Raw genomic sequence first — 19,263 nt, forward strand, 5'->3', positions numbered from 1 at the left:
GGCCAAAATCGAGACCATGCTCGAGATTCCAGGCAAGGCCTGCGGTCCCTGCGCCTTCTGCTGCAAGGTGCTGGAGATCGAGGAGTTCCCCAAGAAGGCCGGCGTCTGGTGCGAGCACTGCACGCAGACCAAAGGCTGCGCCGTCTACGCCACGCGCCCGGACGTGTGCCGCGATTATCATTGCCTCTGGAAGGAGGAGCGCTCGCTGGGCGCGCAGCTGCGGCCGGACAAGGTCGGCACGCTGCTGATGGACGACCCGGACAGCGACGAATATCATGCGGTCTGCGACCCCGAAAAGCCGTTTTCCTGGCGCAATCCTCTCGTATTCAAGCATCTCGTGAGCGAGGCGAAGTCCGGTCGCATCGTGGTCGCCAAAGCGGGTCTGCGCGCATGGCGCATATTCGCCGACGGCAGCTGGCAGGAATGGGCTTGAGACGAGCCCTTCGTCCTCCGGCGCGGCCCGAGCATCGACAAGCGCCCGCGCCTGGCCCATCGTGGCCCGGATGATTCGATCGATCGCAGGTCTTCGAATGGCGTTTCTCTCATCCGTTCAGGGCGGGGCCGGACGCGGCAGGGTCGCCTTTCCGAGGCTCGTGGCGTTCGCCTTTCCGGGGCTCGTGGCGCTCGCCGCCGCCACGCCCTGCGGGGCGGAGACGCTCAAGGCGAATTTCGCGCTGAGCCTGCTCGGGCTTTCGATCGGCCACGCCTCGGCCAGCGGCGTCATCGAGGGACGCAGCTACCGCATCGACATTTCGATGCGCACCACCGGCCTCGCCTCTCTCGTCAATGACACGCGCGGCGCCGCCACCGCCTCCGGCGCGCTGTCGAGCGAGGGGCTGGCGCCGACGAGCTACGCCAACACCACCTCCAACACCTATGAGACGCGCACCGTCCGCATGTCGCTCGCCGGCAATTCCGTGCGCGCCGTGCATGTCGATCCGACGCCTTGGGACCTGCCGGTCCGCATCCCGGTGACGGAGAGCAACAAATCGCACATCACCGATCCGGTGAGCGCGCTCATCATGAGCGTCCCGGCGAGCGAGCCGCTGATCGGCCCCTCCGCTTGCAATCGCACCATTCCGGTCTTCGACGGCGTCACCCGCTTCGATGTGACGCTCTCCTTCGTCGAGATGCGCAATGTGGAGACACACGGCTATTCCGGCCCGGTGTCGGTCTGCGCGGCGCGCTATCATCCGATCGCCGGCCATCGGCCGGACAGCGTCTCGACGCGCTTCATGGCGGAGAATAGCGACATCACCGTCTGGCTCGCGCCTCTGCAGACGGCGCATGCGGTGGTGCCCTATCGCATGGCGCTGCGCACCAATGTCGGCATGCTGACCGTCGAGCCGGCGGAATTCCATCTCGGCGGCCGTCGCCAGGCCGCCGAGAGATCGGCCCCACAGAGACCGGCGGCCGATCAATAAAGGCGCGGCGCGCTCAGTCGATGCGGATCTCGCGCGTCTTCTTGCGGTTCAGCCGGTCGGATTCATATTCGAGATAGCGCACTTCTCGCGGCTCGGCCGATCCCGGCGCGAGGCAGAAGGAGGGCGCGGGCGTGAAGCGCCCATCCGCTCCCGCGAAACATTCCGAGAAGCGCACCTCGCAATCGAAGGACGCATCCGTCCGCGGCGCGGTCTTCGCCACCAGCGCGCGGGCTTTCTCCACTGCGCTGGCGCAGAGCTCGGCGCCCAGCCCATAGGCGCGGCATTGCTGGATGGTCGCCATGTATTGGCCGTCGCCCGTGCAGGCGGGCGTGCGGCGGTAGCCGAAGAACCAGACGGCGCCGGCGAGCGTCGCAATGCCGGCGACGGCGATGAAGGCGAAGGAGGGGCGAGCCATGCGCGTCGGCTTTCTTTCTTTTTCTTTGTCGAGCCGCAGCTTCATTAGCCGCGCCGCACGGGTCTCCGCAAGCCCCATCCGGCGGCGTGGGGCGGGCGCCGCATCTTGACAAGCCCTTAAGGCTACAATAATTGCGACCGTCATGCTGCGAGCGTGGATCGCGGCTTCGTTCGGCCGTTCGAGGAGAACAGCGCCGGGCGCGAATAACGTCGGCGCGTCACGAGTTGCAGCCAGCATTCGCGACGTTCTCGGAATTCGAGCCGGCGACGATATCCACCAAAACGTATCGCACGTAGAGGCGAGACTTCGCCTACCATGGGTGATATCGTGGCTTTGCTGGCAGCCTGAACGAAGTCGGGCGTTAAAGGAGGAGGAAGCGTTATGGGAGCAATTCTCGAGCTGACGAGCTATGCGGCGACCCCGGTGGGCATGATCGCGATCATCGCGGTCGGCGCCGCCGCTTATTTCGCTGCGCGCTGGGTCCTGAGCGACTGACGCTTCAGAACCGGCTACGGATATGATGCGGCGCATCGGCCTGTCCGATGCGCCGCTTCTTTTTGCGCATATCTTCCAAATTCGGCGGCTTTGACGCAGCGTGAAACGCGCGCCAAGGCTTTCCAATGGAAGCCGCTGGTTATATAGTCCGGCCTACCCACTCGGGGGGCTTCGTCGCCCGAGCGCAGATCGGCTGCGTCGGCGGCATTTTTCAACTTGGAGTGGTTCCTTGGAGTGGTCCATGGCCTCGACGTCTTCGACGAAACTCGGAGATGGGCGACCGCGCGCCGTCATTCCCCTCCGCGCCTCCGCCATGCAGGCCGCGGCCGAGGGCGCGCCTTCGGCTCCGCGCCATAAGGCCGATCGCTCCGGCGAGGACCGCGACGAGAATGGCGCGACCTTTCCGATCGACGTCGCCATCGCCGACAAGAGCCCGCTGATCCTCGCGGGGCTCGAGGCGCTGCTCGCCGACGATCGCCGCTTCAATCTCGTGCTGAAGGTCACGGACGGCGAGGAATTTCTCGACGCCGCCAAGCTGCAGCGCTTCCAGATCGCCATCATCGGCTGGCAATTGCCGACGCTCCACGCGCGGGAGGTGCTGCGGGCGCTCTCGCGCCAGCCCTCCGCGCCGAAGATCGTCGTCTATAGCGGCACCAATGATCCCGCCGCGCCGGCCGAGACGCTGCAATTGGGCGGCGCCGGCTTCGTCAGCAAGCGCGCTCCGCCGGAGCGTCTGCTCGACGTGCTCGCCTCGGTGGCGGCCGGCGACATGGTGTTTCCCTTCGTCGATATCCGCAAGATGCGCGCCGATCCGCTGGAGAATCTCACTCTGCGCGAGCGCAGCCTGCTGTCGGCGCTCGGCTCCGGCCACACCAATAATCAGCTCGCCAAGGATTTCGGCGTCTCGATCAACACGATCAAATTCCACTTGCGCAATTTGTTCGAGAAGCTCGAGGTGCGCAATCGCGCCCAGGCTATCGCGCTCTTCCTCGAGATGAAGCACGGCTCCTGGACGGCGGCGACGCCGGGCGGCCGCGCCGAGTCGGCGGGCGCCCGCGGCAAAAAAGCCTCGCGCGATTAGGCCCGCCTCTCAGGGCGCGGGAAACAGCGCGTCGGTCTTGCCGGTCAGCCGATAGGCGACGAGGCCCACCCATTCATGCGTCGCCGTGTCGATGAGCTTCAGCTGGTCGGAGGCGTGCGCGCGCAGGCCGAGCGGCAGGCGCAGGCCCGTGTGATAATCGACCGGATAGGCGACGACGGGGAAGCCGACGCGGCGGAAAATCCCCATGGAGCGCGGCATATGGCTCGCCGAGGTCACGAGCAGCCAGCGCTCGCCGGGCGCGGGCCGCGCCAGCGCCAGCGCATTGACGGCGTTTTCCCATGTATTGCGCGAGCGGTCCTCGAGGATGACGCGCCCCGGCTCGACGCCGAGCTTGGGAAGCAGCCGCCCGACGATCTCGGCCTCGGAGCCGGCGGCGCCGAACAGCCTGCCGGAGCCGCCGGCGAAGAGCAGCTTGGCGGCCGGATAGCGTCGCGCCAGCTCGACCATGGTGACAATGCGTTCGCCCGCCTCGGTCAGCGCCGCGCCGCCGCGCGCCTGGCTCACCTTCTCGTCGATCGCGCCGCCGAGCACGACGATTCCATCCGGCGCCGGCGCGTCCTCGGCGACCTGCGGAAAGCGGTTCTCCAGCGGATAGAGCATCAGATCGCCGAGCGAGGTGAAGCACAGCAGCAGCAGCGCCGCCACGCCGAGCGCCGCCACAATGCGCCCCTTGGCGGCGAAGCGCGTGAAGCAGAGCGCCACGCCGACGGCGGCGAGGAAAATGCCGATATGCAAAGGCGCGAGGAAGAATTCGCCGATCTTGGACAGGATGAAAAACATTGTCGCTCGAATAGTCTGGAGGAAACGGCGCGCGCCTCGTCGCGCGCGCCGGGTCGCGATGGCTCGGGCGCCTCACATATTCGGGTAATTCGGCCCGCCGCCGCCCTCCGGCGGAACCCAATTGATATTCTGCGCCGGGTCCTTGATGTCGCAAGTCTTGCAGTGCACGCAATTCTGCGCGTTGATGACGAAGCGCGGATCGCTCTTCGTCGCCTCCTCCGCATAGACCACCTCATAGACGCCCGCGGGACAATAGAGCCGCGCCGGCTCGCCATAAAGCGGCAGATTCTTCTCGATCGGGACCGACGGATCGGCGAGCTTCAGATGGCACGGCTGATCCTCCTCATGATTCGTGTTGGAGACGAACACGGAGGAGAGCTTGTCGAAGACCACTTTGCTGGTGAGCTTCGGATAGACGATCGGCGTCACCTGCGAGAGCGGCTTCAGGCAGGCGTAATCCGGCTTGCCATGCTTCAGCGTGCCGAAGAGCGAGACGCCGAACAGCTCATTCGTCCACATGTCGAAGCCGCCGAGCGCAATGCCGAGCTTGGTCCCGAATTTCGACAGCAGCGGCTTCACATTGCGGACCGGCTTCAAATCCTTGCCGATGTCGCTCGTGCGCCAGGCGGCGTCATAGGCCGAAACCTCGTCATGCGCGCGGCCTTCCGCCAGCGCCGCCGCCACATGATCGGCGGCGAGAATGCCGGACAGCACCGCGTTGTGCGAGCCCTTTATGCGCGGGACATTCATGAAGCCGGCCGAGCAGCCGATCAGCGCGCCGCCGGGGAAGGTCAATTTCGGCACGCTCTGCCAGCCGCCCGAGGTCAGCGCGCGCGCGCCATAGGCGAGGCGCTGCCCGCCTTCCAGCACCGGCGCGATGGCCGGATGCGCCTTGAAGCGCTGGAACTCGTCGAAGGGCGAGAGCGTCGGATTGGAATAGTTGAGATAGACGACGAAGCCGACCGAAACGAGATCCTCGTCGAAATGATAGAGGAAGGAGCCGCCGCCCGTGTCGTCGGCGAGCGGCCAGCCGACCGAATGTTGCATATGGCCGGGGCGGTGCTTCTCCTTGGGGATACGCCACAGCTCCTTGAGGCCGATGCTGAATTTCTGCGGCTCGCTGTTCGCGTCGAGCGCGTATTTCTTCAACAGCTCCTTGGCCAGCGAGCCGCGCGCGCCTTCCGCGATCAGCGTATATTTGCCGCGCAGCTCCATGCCGCGGGTAAAGCTGTCCTTGGGCGCGCCGTCGCGGCCGACGCCCATATCGCCCGTGGCGACGCCGAGCACCTCGCCCTTTTCGCCATAGAGCAGCTCGGCGCCGGCGAAGCCGGGATAAATCTCGACGCCGAGCCCCTCCGCCTCCTGCGCCAGAAAGCGCACGACGCTGGCGAGCGAGCCGATGAACTTGCCCTCATTGCTCATGAGCTTCGGATTGACGACATGCGGGATAGTGACGGCGCTGGTCGAGGTCAGCCAGAACATGTCGTCGCTGGTGACTAACGTCTTCAGCGGCGCGTCGTCGCGGCCGCGCCAGTCCGGCAGCAGGCGGTCGAGGCCGATGGGGTCGATGACCGCGCCGGAGAGAATATGCGCGCCGGGCTCCGAGCCCTTCTCGATGACGACGACCGAGAGATCGGGCGAAATCTGCTTGAGGCGGATCGCGGCGGAGAGGCCGGCCGGGCCGGCTCCGACGATCACGACGTCGTAATCCATAGCTTCGCGCGGGGGCAATTCTTCTGTCTCAGCCATCGTCTTTCCCATTTCCGGGCGCGGTCCCTTTCGGGCGCAGCTCGAGGCGCGAGGGGAAGGCCCTCGCGTCGGCGAATTTTAGAATGAGAGCGATTTCATGTTTTTTCGAAAGAGGAAACCCCCGCGCCGCGGATTCGGGGCAAGTTTTTCGCCCCGCGCCCCGCGACGGCGCTTCCTTCTCCCACGCGTGGGAGAAGGTGGCCCGACGAAGTCGGGTCGGATGAGGGTCCGTGCAGACGGGCCGTTTCGAATTCGATTCATAAGCTGCGAGTGACCTGGCAAGCGGCCGGGACCCTCATCCGACCTCGCTTTGCGAGGCCACCTTCTCCCGCAAGCGGGAGAAGGAATGCGCGAGCGACACGGCGGCGGGGGCTCGCTATGTGCACAGCCCCCTCACGCTGAGGAGCCCGCGAAGCGGGCGTCTCGAAGCGTCGAAGCGCGCCCTGGATCATCCTTCGAGGCTTTTTGCGTTCCGCAAAAAGCGCCTCAGGATGAGGGGATTGCATGTGCCGGCGCGTCTTGACGGACAATTTTGACTCTCGACTTTTACTGGCGTTTGCTGTTCAAGGGGCAGATGTCCGGCATTATTGAAATCTGTAACCTGCGCAACATTGTGAAACTTCGCTTCGAGATTCCTGATCGGGGCGTATGGCTGCTGACCGCGGCCAATGGAGCAGGAAAGACGTCGCTGCTTGCGTGCTTGCGCCGCATCGGCCAACCTAATGCGTTCCCTGTCCACTTCCCATCGTCATTGCAGTCGACGCGACTAGACGACCATTCGAGAGGTACCGTTACCTATTCGGTCAACGGCGAATTGGTTGAATATGCCTATCGAGGCGAACGGTGGACGCCTCAGCCCCGCAGCAACTCGCGTCTATTTGACAAGCTCGGGTACGCTTCGGTGACATACATCGGAGCGACCGCCGACCGAATCACACCTCGGCCCGAGGACTTCAACACCCGCAATGTCAGACCGGCTAGCGCTGCTATCATTGCCGCTGCCAATCGTTCGAGACCACCAAGTTCTCGATGCTGCGGACAATTAATCTCACTCGCGGTGTAGGTAACGAGGCTTTTGTCCTGTCGCTGGGCGGCAACCCACAAACTTTTCATTCCGAAAAGCACTTCAGCTTGGGCGAGCTATGCGTGCTAAAACTTCTGCGCCTCCTCAAGGGGGCAAACAACAAATCGTCGATGAACTTGAGATGGCGCTCCACCCTCGCGCACAGGTGAAGCTACTACGCTATCTCGAAGACCAAGCGAAAGCAAAATCGCTTACCGTGATATTTTCCACTCACTCGGTTACGCTACTTAAGTCAATTGACCGGCGGCGAATCATATATCTTGAAAAGCAGGATGATGGAGAGATCAAGCCAATCGTTGGATGTTTCCCGACCTACGCTATCGGCAACATCGCTTCGTACGAAGAAACGCTTCCTGACATTATGCTTTACGTCGAAGATGTGTTTGCCCGTGACATCCTTACCGCGTTTTTTGAAAAATTCGCTAACGAATTGTTTCCCGACCCCACGGCTCGACCGACCACCAAGATCGTTCCCGTGGGGCCATTCGATGCGGTTGTCGCCTTCCTGGAACGTAACGGCTCAGTGCTCCCCGACCACGTTATCCAGAAGGCTGTGCTCGATAATGACGTCGCAACCGATACGCTCGCTCGCTGGAAGCAGAGTAACAATCACGCTCGGCTCAGCAAATTCGAGCGCCTTAAGAACGATATCAAGTATTTGCCATTCACGCCGGAGGTTGGTCTGATGGACCACGTTGCTGGCAATGTTGGTATATTCGAAACGAAACTGCGCCAGCGCTGTGGAGACAATCAAATTAGGATCAACGAGATCGTGCGCCAGTACGACACCACGGCTCATGGCAGCCAGCAGCGTGCTGCCGCAAAGAGGATCACCGACGAGTTGATAGAACACGTTATGCACCGCACGCAACGGCCTGCGGAGACGGTACGGGAGCAGCTATGTGGTGTGTTCGCGCAAGCCGCCTGGGATCGTTACCGCGACCAATTCATGGAGCTTTTGGCGCCGATGGTTCGGTGACCCAAGCAGTCGGACCTTCCGATATCATTGTGAATCGACCAAGGCATGCTCCTGGAACTTCCGTCCGGCTCGGAAGCCCATCCGCCCAATGCCGCCCCTTGACATATCCTGAAAATATTCCTATCTCCCCCTCGCTCCCGTCGACGCAAGGGCGCGTTTCTCGGGTCAGGGAACGCGGGCGGGGGCCGGCTCCATCCGGGACGGCGACCCCCGTCCCTGGACAGGCGGCGCGTCGCCGGAGCGGCGTTTCTCTCCCGTCCATAGGGAGAGCGAGAGCCGTTCCGTGAGCCCAGGCATTCGGAAGCGATCGGGTCTTGAATGTGAAAACCCAGGATTCGCGGGTCCGAACACGCCTCGGGACGTCGACGAGAAGGCGAAGCCGCGTTTCGGGACGCTCCGGAACCGATGAATATCTCTTCGCGCTGCGGCCGAAAGGGGCCGGAGCGTCCCGAACCGCCCTTCCTCCCCCGCCGCCGCGAGGCGCCGGGCGCTTCGGCGTTGGAGGATTATAATCCTATCGCCAGGGCGATCGAGTGAAGGTTTCCTCATCCTGAGGAGCCGCGAAGCGGCGTCTCGAAGGACGAGGAAGCCTTCATGCGCGGTCATCTGGAACTCCCCTCGTGCTTCGAGACGGCTCCTACGGAGCCTCCTCAGCATGAGGGGGAGGATTGTTGTCCTTCACCCGATCGCCCGGGTGCTATCGCCACGCTCCGCGTTGACTTCCCGGTCCCCAGCGCCTAAAAACGCGCCAATCTCGTCAGAGATGACCTATGACCCGCCCATTCGCCCAAGAGGCGTAGGGCCAACGTCCGGCAGCGCTGAGCGCCCCCGGGCGCGCTTTGCTTTGGACGGGCGCGTGGCGAATAGGCAGTAGCGAAGAGATCGAGCTTCGGCTCTACTCGCTGCTTCCTATTCGCTACTCGCTCCCTGGGAGAACCGCATGTTCGAGGGCCTTTCCGACAAGCTCTCCGGCATATTCGACAAGCTCACGCGGCGCGGCGCCCTTTCGGACGCCGATGTCGCCGAGGCTCTGCGCGAGGTGCGCCGCGCTCTGCTCGAGGCGGATGTCGCGCTCGATGTCGTGCGCAGCTTCACCGACAGCGTGCAGGCGAAGGCCGTCGGCGCCAATGTGGTGAAGTCGGTCTCGCCCGGCCAGATGGTCGTCAAGATCGTCAATGACGTGCTGGTGGAGACTCTGGGCTCGACCGCGCAGCCGATCGATCTCGACGCCGCGCCGCCCGTCGCCATCATGCTGGTCGGCCTGCAGGGCGCCGGCAAGACGACGACCGCCGCCAAAATCGCCAAGCGCCTGAAAGAGCGCCATGGCAAGCGCGTGCTGATGGCTTCGCTGGACGTGAAGCGCCCGGCCGCGCAGGAGCAACTCGCCATTCTCGGCCGGCAGGTGGAGGTCGACACTCTGTCGATCGTGCCGGGCCAGGACCCGGTGAAGATCGCCAAGCGCGCCGAGGAGACGGCCCGGCGCGAAGGCTATGATGTGGTGATGCTCGACACGGCGGGCCGCACCCACATAGACGAGCCGCTGATGGAGGAGATGGCGCAGATCAAGGCCGTCTCCAAGCCGCATGAGATATTGCTCGTCGTCGATGCGCTGACTGGTCAGGACGCGGTCAATCTCGCCAAGAATTTCGACGATCGCGTCGGCCTGACCGGCATTGTGCTGACGCGCGTCGATGGCGATGGCCGCGGCGGCGCGGCGCTCTCCATGCGCGCCGTCACCGGCAAGCCGATCAAGCTGATCGCCACCGGCGAGAAGATGGATGCGCTCGACGAATTCTCGCCGCAGCGCATCGCCAATCGCATTCTCGGCATGGGCGATATCGTCGCGCTGGTGGAGAAAGCCGCCGCCGCCGTCGATCAGGAGCAGGCCGCCCGCGCCGCCGAGCGCATGGCGAAAGGCAAGTTCGATCTGCAGGATTTGGCCGATCAACTCGCCATGATGGAGAAGGTCGGCGGCTTCGGCGGCATAATGGGCTTGCTGCCCGGCGTCGCCAAGATGAAGGAGCAGATCGCCTCCGCCAACATCGACGACAAAATGTTCAAGCGCCAGCGCGCGATCATTCTGTCGATGACGCCCAAGGAGCGGCGCAATCCGGACATTCTCAAAGCCTCGCGCAAGCGCCGCATAGCGGCGGGCTCCGGCGCGAAGGTGGAGGACATCAACAAGCTGCTGAAGCAGCACCGCCAGATGGCCGACATGATGAAGGCCATGGGCGGCGGCAAGGGCGGCGGCATGATGGCCAAGGCCGCGCAGATGATGGGCATGGGCGGCATGGGCGGGATGCAGGCGCCTTCGCCCGAGCAGCTCGCGCAATTGCAGAAGAAAATGGGCGGCGCCCTGCCGCCCGGCGCCGGCCCCAGCATTCCCGCTGCGCCGCCGGCTTCCGCATTCTCCACCAAGCCGACGCTTCCGGGCCTCGGCGGCGGCGGAGGTTTCCTGAGCGGATTGAATCCGTTCGGGAAGAAGAAATGAAGGGGCGAATAGCGAATAGGGAGTAGCGAATAGCTCGCCTTCCTCAATTCGCTACTCGCTACTCGCTATTCGCTCTCACAAAGGAAGAACCAAATGTCCCTGAAGATCAGACTCTCCCGCGGCGGCGCCAAGAAGCGTCCCTTCTATCGCGTCGTGGTCGCCGATTCGCGCTCGCCCCGCGATGGCCGTTTCATCGAGCGTCTCGGCACTTTCGATCCGCTGAAGCCGAAGGACGCCGCCGATCGTCTGGTGCTCGACGCCGAGAAGGCGAAGGAGTGGATCGCCAAGGGCGCGCAGGCGACCGATCGCGTCGCCCGTCTGCTCGAGAGCGTCGGCGTCGGCAAGCGCGAGGCGCGCAGCAATCCGCAGAAGGCCCAGCCGAAGAAGAAGGCGCAGGAGCGCGCCGCCGCTGCGGCCGCCGCCGCCGAGGCCGCCTCGGCCTGATGACGCCGTCCTCGCGAGCGAAGCGAAGCGACATGGGGCCGCGCGGCGGCCTCTGGCGCGCTTCGCTCGTGCGGCGAGCCTTCAGGCTCGCTATTCCATGAAGAACGCCGTTCTCCTCGGCCGGCTCGGCGCCGCGCATGGCGTGCGCGGTGAAATCCGGCTGCAGAGCTTCACCGCCGATCCTTCGGCGATCTCCACTTACGGTCCCTTGTTCGACGCCGGCGGCGCGCGCCGTTTCGTCATCGCCTCGCTGCGGCCGGTCGGCAAGGACATGTTCGTCGCGCGTCTCGAGGGCGTGCGCGACCGCGAGGCGGCGACGGCGCTCACCGGCGTCGAACTCTATCTTCCGCGTGCGGCGCTGCCGGAGCCGGAAGAAGACGAATTCTATCTCGCCGATCTCGAAGGTCTGCGCGCGGAAACGCCCGCCGGCGAGACGCTCGGCGTGGTGATCGCCGTGCGCAATTTCGGCGCGAGCGATCTGTTGGAAGTGCGCCCGCCCGCCGGAGGCGAGACGCTGCTCTTCCCCTTCACCAAAGCCGTGGTTCCGATCGTCGATGTGGCCGGCGGCCGCGTGGTGGTGGAGCCGCCGCTCGAGATCGAAGGCGATGCGCCTTCAGGAGAAGAGAGATAGCCGTCCTCATCGCGGAGGCTGCGCCACCAGCGGAAAATTTTCGGGGTGGCGAATGGAGTCGACATGCAGATCGACATCCAGTTCCGGCCAATAGAGATGCTGCGGATTTAGCCGTTCCACCTCGAATATTTGCGCGACCGCGGCCGTGCGGAACCACGGAAACTGGTCGAAAGGCATGAAGAGCTGCTCATCGTCCAGCCGCAGCCAGACGCCGAGCTTCGTCACACCCGAGACTTCAACCGGGGAAGTGTCGACGCCAGGCATCTCTGATCTCCTTTTCATGCTCTCGAATCATGATCTCGATTTCCAGCAAGGCCTGAGCCGACAGCCCCTGATTGCGCGCCAACTCGATTTCCGGCTCCATCCAGAACTTGGCTTCGCCGTCTGGATGGTAGACGTGAACATGAGCTCGCGGCTCTTCGCGTGAGAAGAAATAGAAGCGGTATCCTCTTTGGCGAAACAGAGTCGGCGACATATCGGCCTTTCGCGGCGGTGAGCGCCCGCGAATGAAACTCTAGCTCGTAACTATCATATGCGAAAGCGCGCCGCCTTTCCCACCCAGCGCCCCCATGCCATAACCCGCCCCATGTGGCGCGCGACGATACTCACACTCTTTCCGGAAATGTTCCCCGGCCCGCTCGGCCTGTCGCTCGCGGGCGACGGGCTTGCGCGCGGGCTCTGGTCGCTGGAGGCGCGCAATATTCGCGAGCATGGCCTCGGCCGTCATCGCGCTGTCGATGACACGCCCGCCGGCGGCGGCCCCGGCATGGTGATGCGCGCCGATGTTCTCGCCGCGGCGATCGACGCCGCCGCGCCGCAAGGCGATAGGCGGCCGCGTCTGCTGATGAGCCCGCGCGGCGCGCCGCTGACGCAGTGCCGCGTGCGCGCTCTGGTCGAAGGCGACGGCGCGATCATCCTCTGCGGACGCTTCGAGGGCGTGGACGAGCGCATCATCGAGGCGCGCGCGCTGGAGGAAGTCTCGATCGGCGATTATGTGCTGTCGGGCGGCGAGATCGCGGCCATGGCGCTCGTCGACGCCTGTGTGCGCTTGTTGCCGGGCATAATGGGAGAAGCGTCCTCCGGCGAGGAGGAGAGCTTCGAGAGCGGTCTGCTCGAATATCCGCAATATACGCGGCCGCGCGATTTCGAGAGCCGCGCAATTCCCGACATTCTGCTCTGCGGCGATCACGCCAAGATCGCGAAATGGCGCCATGAGCGCGCGCTCGAGCTGACGCGCGCGCGGCGACCGGATTTGTTGAACGATCGGGCGAGAGAGACGCGCGCCGGAAAAGGCGCTTCCACCTCCCGCTCGAGGGGGGAGGTCGAGAGCTGAAAGCGCTCGGGTGGGGGTGCACCCCGCCCCGTCCGGCTATCGCCGGCCGACCCTCCCCCTGAAGGGGAGGGTGAATAAGCCGTCTATAGGCTCGTCCGGTCGCATTTCACTCGAGGGCTCAGGACATCACCACATTCACCGCGCTCTCGGGCAATTCCTTGCCGAAGCAGCGCTGGTAGAACTCGGCGACCAGCGGGCGCTCGAGCTCGTCGCATTTGTTCAGGAAGGTGAGCCGGAAGGCGAAGCCGACATCGCCGAATATCTCGGAATTCTCCGCCCAGGTGATGACCGTGCGCGGGCTCATCACGGTGGAGAGATCGCCGGACATGAAGGCGTTGCGCGAGAGGTCGGCGACGCGCACCATCTTGTTGATGGCGTCGCGGCCTTCCTTGGTGGCGTTGAAGCTCTTCACCTTGGCGAGCACGATATTGGTCTCGGCGTCATGCGGCAGATAATTGAGCGTCGAGACGATGGACCAGCGATCCATCTGGCCCTGATTGATCTGCTGCGTGCCGTGATAGAGGCCCGACGTGTCGCCGAGGCCGACCGTGTTGGCGGTGGCGAAGAGGCGGAAGGCGGGATGTGGACGAATGACGCGGTTCTGATCGAGCAGCGTCAGCCGGCCGGAGACTTCCAGCACGCGCTGAATGACGAACATCACATCCGGGCGGCCGGCGTCATATTCGTCGAAGCAGAGCGCGATATTGTGCTGGAGCGCCCAAGGCAGAATGCCGTCGCGGAACTCCGTCACCTGCTTGCCGTCCTTCAGCACGATCGCGTCCTTGCCGACGAGATCGATGCGCGAGACATGGCTGTCGAGATTGACGCGCACGCAAGGCCAGTTGAGCCGCGCGGCCACCTGCTCGATATGCGTCGATTTGCCGGTGCCGTGATAGCCGGTGACCATCACGCGGCGGTTGCGGGCGAAACCGGCGAGAATGGCGAGCGTCGTCTCGCGGTCGAAGAGATAGTCTGGATCCTTGTCCGGGACATGCTCGGTCCGCTCGGAATAGGCGGGAACCTCGAGATCGGAGTCGATGCCGAACAGCTGGCGCACGGAGACTTTGAGGTCCGGCAGGGGCGCGGACCCGGCCGCTTTGTCGCTTGGGGTTGACATTGATCCTCCGTTTCGCCGACGCGCGCTCGCGACATTCGCGCCGGCAAGGCCTGGTCAAACGCTTGTTCAAACGAGCTTGGCGGCCCGCAGCGTCTTATATGCGTGAATGATCTCCCGCAGTCTTTCCTCGCAGGAGCGATCTCCGCCATTGGCGTCGGGATGGTGACGTTTGACGAGCTCCTTATAGCGCGTCTTTATCGCCTCCGCACCGGCGGTCTCATCGAGACCGAGAGCATTCAGCGCCTTGATCGTCACCGCCGAATAGCGCGGGCTCGCCTCGGCCTGCGGCCGGGCGCGATGCGCCCTCTGCCGGTAGAGGCCCATGGGATCGGCGAAATTCTCGGGCCGCAGCGGGTCCTCGCGGAAGGAGGCCTGTCCCCGCTTCACGCCCATGGACCAGGTGGGGCGATGGCCTGTGGTGGCGTCGTCCTTCAGGTAGCGGGCGACGTCCTCATCGCTCATTCCGTTGAAGTAATTGTATGAATTATTATATTCCCGCACGTGCTCCAGGCAGAAGCAGAAATATTGCCCCTCGCGCAGCCGGCCCATGGGCGCGCGATGGGCGCCCTCCGCCTCGCAGCCGGGGGCGTCGCAGCGAAAACGAGTCTCGCGGCGCTCCTGCCTCTGCTCGGGCTTCACGCGGATACGATCGAAGAGGGGCGAATTCAAATCCATGGCGCTGCATTATGGTAGACTGGCCGCAGGCTGCAAGCGGAACCCGACGCCAATTTCAATCGGCGGGAATTTTGCTTGGACCGAGGCGACGAGGAGGATTCCACTATGGCCGAGCAAGGCAATATCGGCGCCGTCCAGGCCCGCATCCGTTCGAAGCTGACCGAAGGGCTCGCGCCCGTCACCTTGAAGGTGATCGACGAGTCCGACAAGCACGCCGGGCACGGCGGCCACCACCAGGATGGCGAGAGCCATTTTCGAGTCGAGGTGGTGAGCGAGGCGTTCGCGGGCAAGAGGCTCGTCGAGCGGCATCGCATCGTCAACACGCTGCTTGCCGAGGAGCTGGCGACGCGCGTTCACGCTCTGACGATCACGGCCCGCGCGCCGCAGGAGTAGCGGCGGCAGCAGGCGCTCGTCGCGGCCATCTGCGCGGCGACGGCCCGGCGCAGCCCCGCTTGACGCGCCGCCCCGCCTGCGCGAATCTCGGTTTCGCCCAGGGGAGCCTCGCCGCCTGCGCGCTCTGGCGCGCGGCAAGGGGCTGAGAGGCCGGATGGCTGGAGACAGCGGCTCGGCGACCCTTCGAACCTGATCCAGTTCGCGCTGGCGTAGGGAGGCCGCATGTTCCTGATATTCCTCGGCCCTATCGGGCCGCATCGATGCTGATCGGCGTGATCGGCGCCGGCGTCGCCGGCCTGACCGCGGCTTTCGAGATCGCCCGCGCCGGCGCGCCTTTCGGCGCCGAGGTCGAGCTGGTGGAGAGAGCGGCGGGGCCGGGCCGCGGCTGCTCGCATTACGCTGGCGGCATGATCGCGCCCTGGTGCGAATTGGAGAGCGCCGAGCCCATCGTCGCGACGCTGGGCGAGGAGGCGCTCGCCTTCTGGACCAAGGACATTCCTGTCGCGAACGTCGCCGGCAGCCTCGTCGTCGCGCCGCCGCGCGACCGCGCCGAGCTGACCGAATTCTCCCGCCGCACTCGCTGTTTCGAGCGGCTGGACGCCGATGGCCTCGCGGCGCTGGAGCCGGCGCTCGCCGGACGATTCTCGGCCGGGCTCTATTTTCGTGAGGAGGCGCATCTCGAGCCGCGCGCGGCGATGGCGGCGCTGTTCGAACGGTTGCAGACAATGGACAATGTTCGCATCCGGCTCTGCGCCGATTCTGTCCCGCGGGCGGATTGGATCGTCGATTGCCGCGGCTTCGCCGCGCGCGGCGAGCTGGCGGAGCTGCGCGGCGTCAAGGGCGAGATGCTCGTGCTGCGCAGCGAGGAGATCGAATTGTCCCGCCCCGTCCGCATGCTGCATCCGCGCCATCCGGTCTATGTGGTGCCGCGCGGGCAGGGCGTGTTCATGGTCGGCGCGACCATGATCGAGAATGAGGAGCGCTCCCGCGTCACCGCGCGCTCCATCGTCGAGCTGGTCAATTCGGCCTTCGCCATTCATCCCGCTTTCGCCGAGGCGGAGATCGTCGAGACGGGATCGGATGTGCGGCCGGCGTTTCCGGACAATCTGCCGCGCATTTCGCGCCAGGGTCGGACGCTCTATGTCAATGGGCTCTATCGGCATGGATTTCTTCTGGCGCCGGCGCTGGCGCGCCGCGTCGCGCGTTTCCTCTTCACGGGCGAGATCTTCCCGGAGGTCATGAATGCGAATCAGGGTGAATGGGCAGACGCTCGAGGTCGAGGCGCCCACGTTGGAGCGCCTCATCGAGGAATTGGGCTTTAGCGAGCAGACCATCGCCACGGCGGTGAATCAGGAATTCGTGCGCAGCAAGGATCGCGGCGAGACGCTGCTGGTCGAGGACGATACGATCGAGATCGTCACGCCGCGGCAGGGAGGGTGAGGGGATTGTCGAACTTGCTACCTCCTCCACAAACTCCATGTTAGGGTCGGCCCATGAGCACGATCGTCACGGAAATCTACGACGCCCTCCGAGAAGCCGGCGCGAGCGAGGAGAAAGCGCGCAAGGCTGCCGAAGTCGTCGCTAATTTCGACTCGAAGAACAGCGACGTTCAGCATGAATTCGCCTTGCTGAAAGGCGAGTTCAACACCGTGAAATGGATGCTCGCGACCAATATCACGCTCACGCTTCTGGTGCTCGGAAAGCTGTTCCTGCACTGATGGCCGATGCGGTTTCCTGTCGAGCCCCGAACCAGCCGAATGCGATGACTGCGTCTCTCCTCCTCTATGGCGAGGTCCTATCCTCCCGTTTCCTGCTCGGCACGGCGCGCTATCCTTCGCCCGCCATTCTCGCCGAGGCGATCCGCGCCGCGAGGGCGGAGGTCGTCACCGTCTCGCTGCGGCGGGAGGCCGGGGGCTCGCGCGCGGGCGAGAGCTTTTGGCGGCTCATTCGCGAGCTGGGCGTACGCGTGCTGCCCAACACCGCCGGCTGCCGCACGGCCAAGGAGGCCGTCGCCACCGCGCAAATGGCGCGCGAGCTGTTCGGAACCAATTGGATCAAGCTCGAGGTCATCGGCGAGGAGGACACGCTGCAGCCGGATGTCTTCGGCCTGGTGGAGGCGGCGCGCATCCTCAGCGACGACGGCTTTTGCGTCTTTCCCTATACGACAGAGGATCTCGTCGTCGCGGAGAGACTGCTCGACGCCGGTTGCCGCGTGCTGATGCCCTGGGCCGCTCCCATCGGCTCCGGCCGCGGGATCAATAATCTCTTCGGCCTGCGGGCGCTGCGCGCGCATTTTCCGCAGACCCCGCTGATCGTGGACGCCGGCCTCGGCGCGCCCTCGCAGGCGGCGGCGGTCATGGAACTCGGCTTCGACGCCGCTCTGCTCAACACGGCGGTGGCGCGCGCCGGCGATCCGGTCGCCATGGCGCGGGCCTTCGCGCTCGCCATAGACGCGGGCCGGGCGGCCTATCTCTCCGGCCTGATGGAGCCGCGCGACATGGCGGCGCCCTCGACGCCCGTGCTCGGCCGCGCCTTCGGCGACGGATTCGAGGCATGAGCGCGTTTTCGTTCCCACCTCCCCCTGGAGGGGGGAGGTCGAGCGCCGAAGGCGCTCGGGAGGGGGTGAGCCTCCGAGTCTCGGGCCGTGAACCCCACCCCGTCCTGCTGCGCAGGCCGACCCTCCCCCGGAAGGGGAGGGTGGGTCGCGCCGCCTCTCATTCGAGAGAGATCGAGGCATGAGCGCGTTTTCGCTCGACCCGTTTTATCTCATCGTCGATTCCGCCGATTGGCTGCCCCGGCTGCTGCCTTGCGGCGTGCGGCTCGTACAATTGCGCGTCAAGGATCGTGAGGAGGCGGCGCTGCGCGCGGAGATCGCCCGCGCCCGCGATCTTTGCGCGGCCCATGGCGCGCAGCTCGTCGTCAATGATTACTGGCGGCTCGCCATCGATCTTTCCTGCGATTTCGTGCATCTCGGCCAAGGCGATCTCGACACGGCCGATATCGCAGCGATCCGCTCCCATGGAATAAGGCTCGGCGTCAGCACGCATGACGAGGCGGAGCTGGAACGGGCGTTGGCGCTCGCTCCCGATTATGTCGCGCTGGGGCCGATCTATCCGACCTTGCTGAAGCAAATGGCCTTCGCCCCACAGGGGCTCGAGAAGATCGGCGGCTGGAAACGCCGCATCGGCGCGATTCCGCTCGTGGCCATAGGCGGGCTGACGCCGGAGCGCGCCCGAGCGGCGCTGGCGGCGGGGGCGGACAGCGCCTGTGTCGTCACCGATATATTGCGCGCCGCGGAGCCGGAGGCGCGCGCTCGCGAGTGGGTGGAGGCGACGGACGAAAAGCGTCTCACGACGCTCCGCCGATCGGCCACTCCCCTTTGAACACATTGCCCTGATTGTCGCGCGCCTCGACCCGCATCACCTTGGCGCCGTTGGGCTTGTAGGCGAAGCGAAAGCTCGGATCCTCCGACAGGGAAATTCCCCCTTCCATGGAGAAGATCAGCGCCTCCCCCTGCCGCACTTCGACCTTGTCGACATAATGAGCCGGAATATAGGCTCGGGTGATCGGGTCCATCTGCAATCCCGAACTATTGGGATGGCGAATCATGATCTGCGCCTCGCGCAGCGCGGGATTCTCGCTGGCGAACTCGCGATATTTCATCTTGCCGAGATTGGCGGAGGCCTCGTCCTGATCCTTGATCGCCGGGGCCGAGCAGCCGCCCGAGGCCTTCACGAATTTCACCACCGAATGCAGCGCGCCATCGCTCGTTTGGCCGACGACATGCACATTGGTGTAGGAGTTCACGCGCACGCGCGTCTCGATCTTCGTGACGCCGGCGCCCTCGCCGAAGGAGAAGGCCGCGGCCATGGGCATGGGATTCTCGTCGATGACCAGCGTCGCCGCGCGCAGGCCGGGCTCGAGCAGCGAGATGGTCATCGGCACGATGGCGGCGTCCTCGGCCCGCTTCGGCGCGTCGAGCGCCACCACGCCCTCATGCGCGGCGATCGCGCGGTCGTGGAAAATATCGGTGACGAGGCCCGGCCAGGGATCGATCTTCGGCTCCTGGGCCAGCGCCGCGCCGGCCGAAAGGCATAGCGCCGCGACGATTGCGATGGGGCTCGTGGTCCAATGGCTCATCTGCGTTCCTC

General features: G+C 65.0%; 23 protein-coding genes and 1 riboswitch. Of the genes, 15 read left to right on the top strand and 8 right to left on the bottom strand.

What is annotated here, in order from left to right; translation table 11 throughout:
* Positions 1 to 16 precede the first annotated feature (16 nt).
* Together GYH34_RS04870 and GYH34_RS04875 are read left to right on the top strand one after the other, a co-directional pair.
* Positions 17 to 433 (top strand): hypothetical protein, encoded by a 417-nt coding sequence (locus tag GYH34_RS04870; protein WP_026599518.1) that lies wholly within the window; start codon positions 17 to 19, stop codon positions 431 to 433.
* 97 nt (positions 434 to 530) lie between these two features.
* Positions 531 to 1,424: a DUF3108 domain-containing protein gene (locus GYH34_RS04875; protein ID WP_161912609.1), complete on the top strand. Its 894-nt coding sequence runs from the start codon at positions 531 to 533 to the stop codon at positions 1,422 to 1,424.
* 13 nt (positions 1,425 to 1,437) lie between these two features.
* On the opposite strand, the gene GYH34_RS04880 is transcribed toward GYH34_RS04875, so the two are convergent.
* Positions 1,438 to 1,839: a DUF1190 domain-containing protein gene (locus tag GYH34_RS04880; RefSeq protein WP_244635275.1), complete on the bottom strand. Its 402-nt coding sequence runs from the start codon at positions 1,837 to 1,839 to the stop codon at positions 1,438 to 1,440.
* 736 nt (positions 1,840 to 2,575) lie between these two features.
* Between GYH34_RS04880 and GYH34_RS04885 the strand changes: the two genes are divergently transcribed.
* The gene (locus tag GYH34_RS04885; RefSeq protein ID WP_161912611.1) at positions 2,576 to 3,415 is read left to right on the top strand and encodes a response regulator transcription factor; all 840 of its coding nucleotides are present in this window, start codon (positions 2,576 to 2,578) and stop codon (positions 3,413 to 3,415) included.
* Positions 3,416 to 3,424: 9 nt separating this feature from the next.
* Here the strand turns inward: GYH34_RS04885 and GYH34_RS04890 are convergent, their stop codons facing one another.
* Complete coding sequence (locus GYH34_RS04890) at positions 3,425 to 4,216, bottom strand: YdcF family protein (RefSeq protein ID WP_161912612.1); 792 nt, start codon at positions 4,214 to 4,216, stop codon at positions 3,425 to 3,427.
* A gap of 72 nt (positions 4,217 to 4,288) precedes the next feature.
* A complete protein-coding gene (locus tag GYH34_RS04895) occupies positions 4,289 to 5,965 on the bottom strand; it encodes an electron transfer flavoprotein-ubiquinone oxidoreductase (RefSeq protein ID WP_174242364.1) in 1,677 nt (558 codons plus the stop codon).
* Between the two features lie 532 nt (positions 5,966 to 6,497).
* On the opposite strand from GYH34_RS04895, the gene GYH34_RS04900 reads away from it, so the two are divergent.
* From GYH34_RS04900 to rimM, 5 genes are all read left to right on the top strand, one after another.
* Positions 6,498 to 7,028: an ATP-binding protein gene (locus tag GYH34_RS04900; RefSeq protein WP_161912614.1), complete on the top strand. Its 531-nt coding sequence runs from the start codon at positions 6,498 to 6,500 to the stop codon at positions 7,026 to 7,028.
* Positions 7,029 to 7,107: 79 nt separating this feature from the next.
* Positions 7,108 to 8,028 carry an AAA family ATPase gene (locus tag GYH34_RS04905; protein WP_161912615.1) on the top strand — a complete coding sequence of 307 codons (921 nt, stop codon included), beginning with the start codon at positions 7,108 to 7,110 and terminating at the stop codon, positions 8,026 to 8,028.
* Between the two features lie 940 nt (positions 8,029 to 8,968).
* Entirely contained in the window at positions 8,969 to 10,519 is a 1,551-nt protein-coding gene (gene ffh, locus GYH34_RS04910) for a signal recognition particle protein (protein WP_161912616.1), read from the top strand.
* A gap of 93 nt (positions 10,520 to 10,612) precedes the next feature.
* Positions 10,613 to 10,963, top strand: coding sequence for a 30S ribosomal protein S16 (gene rpsP / locus GYH34_RS04915; protein WP_018267770.1), 351 nt, complete (start codon positions 10,613 to 10,615; stop codon positions 10,961 to 10,963).
* 97 nt (positions 10,964 to 11,060) lie between these two features.
* Positions 11,061 to 11,594, top strand: a complete 534-nt coding sequence (gene rimM / locus GYH34_RS04920) for a ribosome maturation factor RimM (protein ID WP_161912617.1) — start codon at positions 11,061 to 11,063, stop codon at positions 11,592 to 11,594.
* A gap of 6 nt (positions 11,595 to 11,600) precedes the next feature.
* Here rimM and GYH34_RS04925 read toward each other — a convergent pair whose 3' ends face one another.
* The gene (locus tag GYH34_RS04925) at positions 11,601 to 11,858 is read right to left on the bottom strand and encodes a DUF2442 domain-containing protein (protein WP_174242365.1); all 258 of its coding nucleotides are present in this window, start codon (positions 11,856 to 11,858) and stop codon (positions 11,601 to 11,603) included.
* A complete protein-coding gene (locus GYH34_RS04930) occupies positions 11,830 to 12,069 on the bottom strand; it encodes a DUF4160 domain-containing protein (protein WP_161912618.1) in 240 nt (79 codons plus the stop codon). Before GYH34_RS04930 ends, GYH34_RS04925 begins: the two co-directional genes overlap by 29 nt.
* A gap of 111 nt (positions 12,070 to 12,180) precedes the next feature.
* Between GYH34_RS04930 and trmD the strand changes: the two genes are divergently transcribed.
* Positions 12,181 to 12,927: a tRNA (guanosine(37)-N1)-methyltransferase TrmD gene (gene trmD / locus GYH34_RS04935; protein WP_161912619.1), complete on the top strand. Its 747-nt coding sequence runs from the start codon at positions 12,181 to 12,183 to the stop codon at positions 12,925 to 12,927.
* 118 nt (positions 12,928 to 13,045) lie between these two features.
* On the opposite strand, the gene cobS is transcribed toward trmD, so the two are convergent.
* The gene (cobS, locus tag GYH34_RS04940; protein WP_018267775.1) at positions 13,046 to 14,044 is read right to left on the bottom strand and encodes a cobaltochelatase subunit CobS; all 999 of its coding nucleotides are present in this window, start codon (positions 14,042 to 14,044) and stop codon (positions 13,046 to 13,048) included.
* Positions 14,045 to 14,110: 66 nt separating this feature from the next.
* Positions 14,111 to 14,719: a DnaJ domain-containing protein gene (locus GYH34_RS04945; RefSeq protein ID WP_018267776.1), complete on the bottom strand. Its 609-nt coding sequence runs from the start codon at positions 14,717 to 14,719 to the stop codon at positions 14,111 to 14,113.
* A 105-nt stretch (positions 14,720 to 14,824) separates the two neighbouring features.
* On the opposite strand from GYH34_RS04945, the gene GYH34_RS04950 reads away from it, so the two are divergent.
* From GYH34_RS04950 to GYH34_RS04975, 6 genes are all read left to right on the top strand, one after another.
* Positions 14,825 to 15,112, top strand: a complete 288-nt coding sequence (locus GYH34_RS04950; RefSeq protein ID WP_024881269.1) for a BolA family protein — start codon at positions 14,825 to 14,827, stop codon at positions 15,110 to 15,112.
* A gap of 89 nt (positions 15,113 to 15,201) precedes the next feature.
* Positions 15,202 to 15,345: riboswitch (TPP riboswitch) on the top strand.
* A 27-nt stretch (positions 15,346 to 15,372) separates the two neighbouring features.
* Positions 15,373 to 16,434 carry an FAD-dependent oxidoreductase gene (locus GYH34_RS04955; protein WP_161912620.1) on the top strand — a complete coding sequence of 354 codons (1,062 nt, stop codon included), beginning with the start codon at positions 15,373 to 15,375 and terminating at the stop codon, positions 16,432 to 16,434.
* Entirely contained in the window at positions 16,403 to 16,552 is a 150-nt protein-coding gene (gene thiS, locus GYH34_RS04960) for a sulfur carrier protein ThiS (protein WP_018267780.1), read from the top strand. The genes GYH34_RS04955 and thiS overlap by 32 nt, the downstream gene beginning before the upstream one ends.
* Positions 16,553 to 16,605: 53 nt before the next feature.
* The gene (locus GYH34_RS04965) at positions 16,606 to 16,830 is read left to right on the top strand and encodes an integrase (RefSeq protein ID WP_161912621.1); all 225 of its coding nucleotides are present in this window, start codon (positions 16,606 to 16,608) and stop codon (positions 16,828 to 16,830) included.
* Between the two features lie 44 nt (positions 16,831 to 16,874).
* The gene (locus GYH34_RS04970; RefSeq protein ID WP_161912622.1) at positions 16,875 to 17,669 is read left to right on the top strand and encodes a thiazole synthase; all 795 of its coding nucleotides are present in this window, start codon (positions 16,875 to 16,877) and stop codon (positions 17,667 to 17,669) included.
* Positions 17,670 to 17,847: 178 nt separating this feature from the next.
* Entirely contained in the window at positions 17,848 to 18,495 is a 648-nt protein-coding gene (locus GYH34_RS04975; protein ID WP_161912623.1) for a thiamine phosphate synthase, read from the top strand.
* Here the strand turns inward: GYH34_RS04975 and GYH34_RS04980 are convergent.
* Positions 18,461 to 19,252, bottom strand: coding sequence for a quinoprotein dehydrogenase-associated SoxYZ-like carrier (locus GYH34_RS04980; protein ID WP_174242366.1), 792 nt, complete (start codon positions 19,250 to 19,252; stop codon positions 18,461 to 18,463). The two genes, GYH34_RS04975 and GYH34_RS04980, sit on opposite strands and share 35 nt — an antisense overlap.
* Positions 19,253 to 19,263: the final 11 nt, after the last annotated feature.

The organism is Methylosinus sp. C49 (assembly GCF_009936375.1).
Taxonomy (GTDB): domain Bacteria; phylum Pseudomonadota; class Alphaproteobacteria; order Rhizobiales; family Beijerinckiaceae; genus Methylosinus.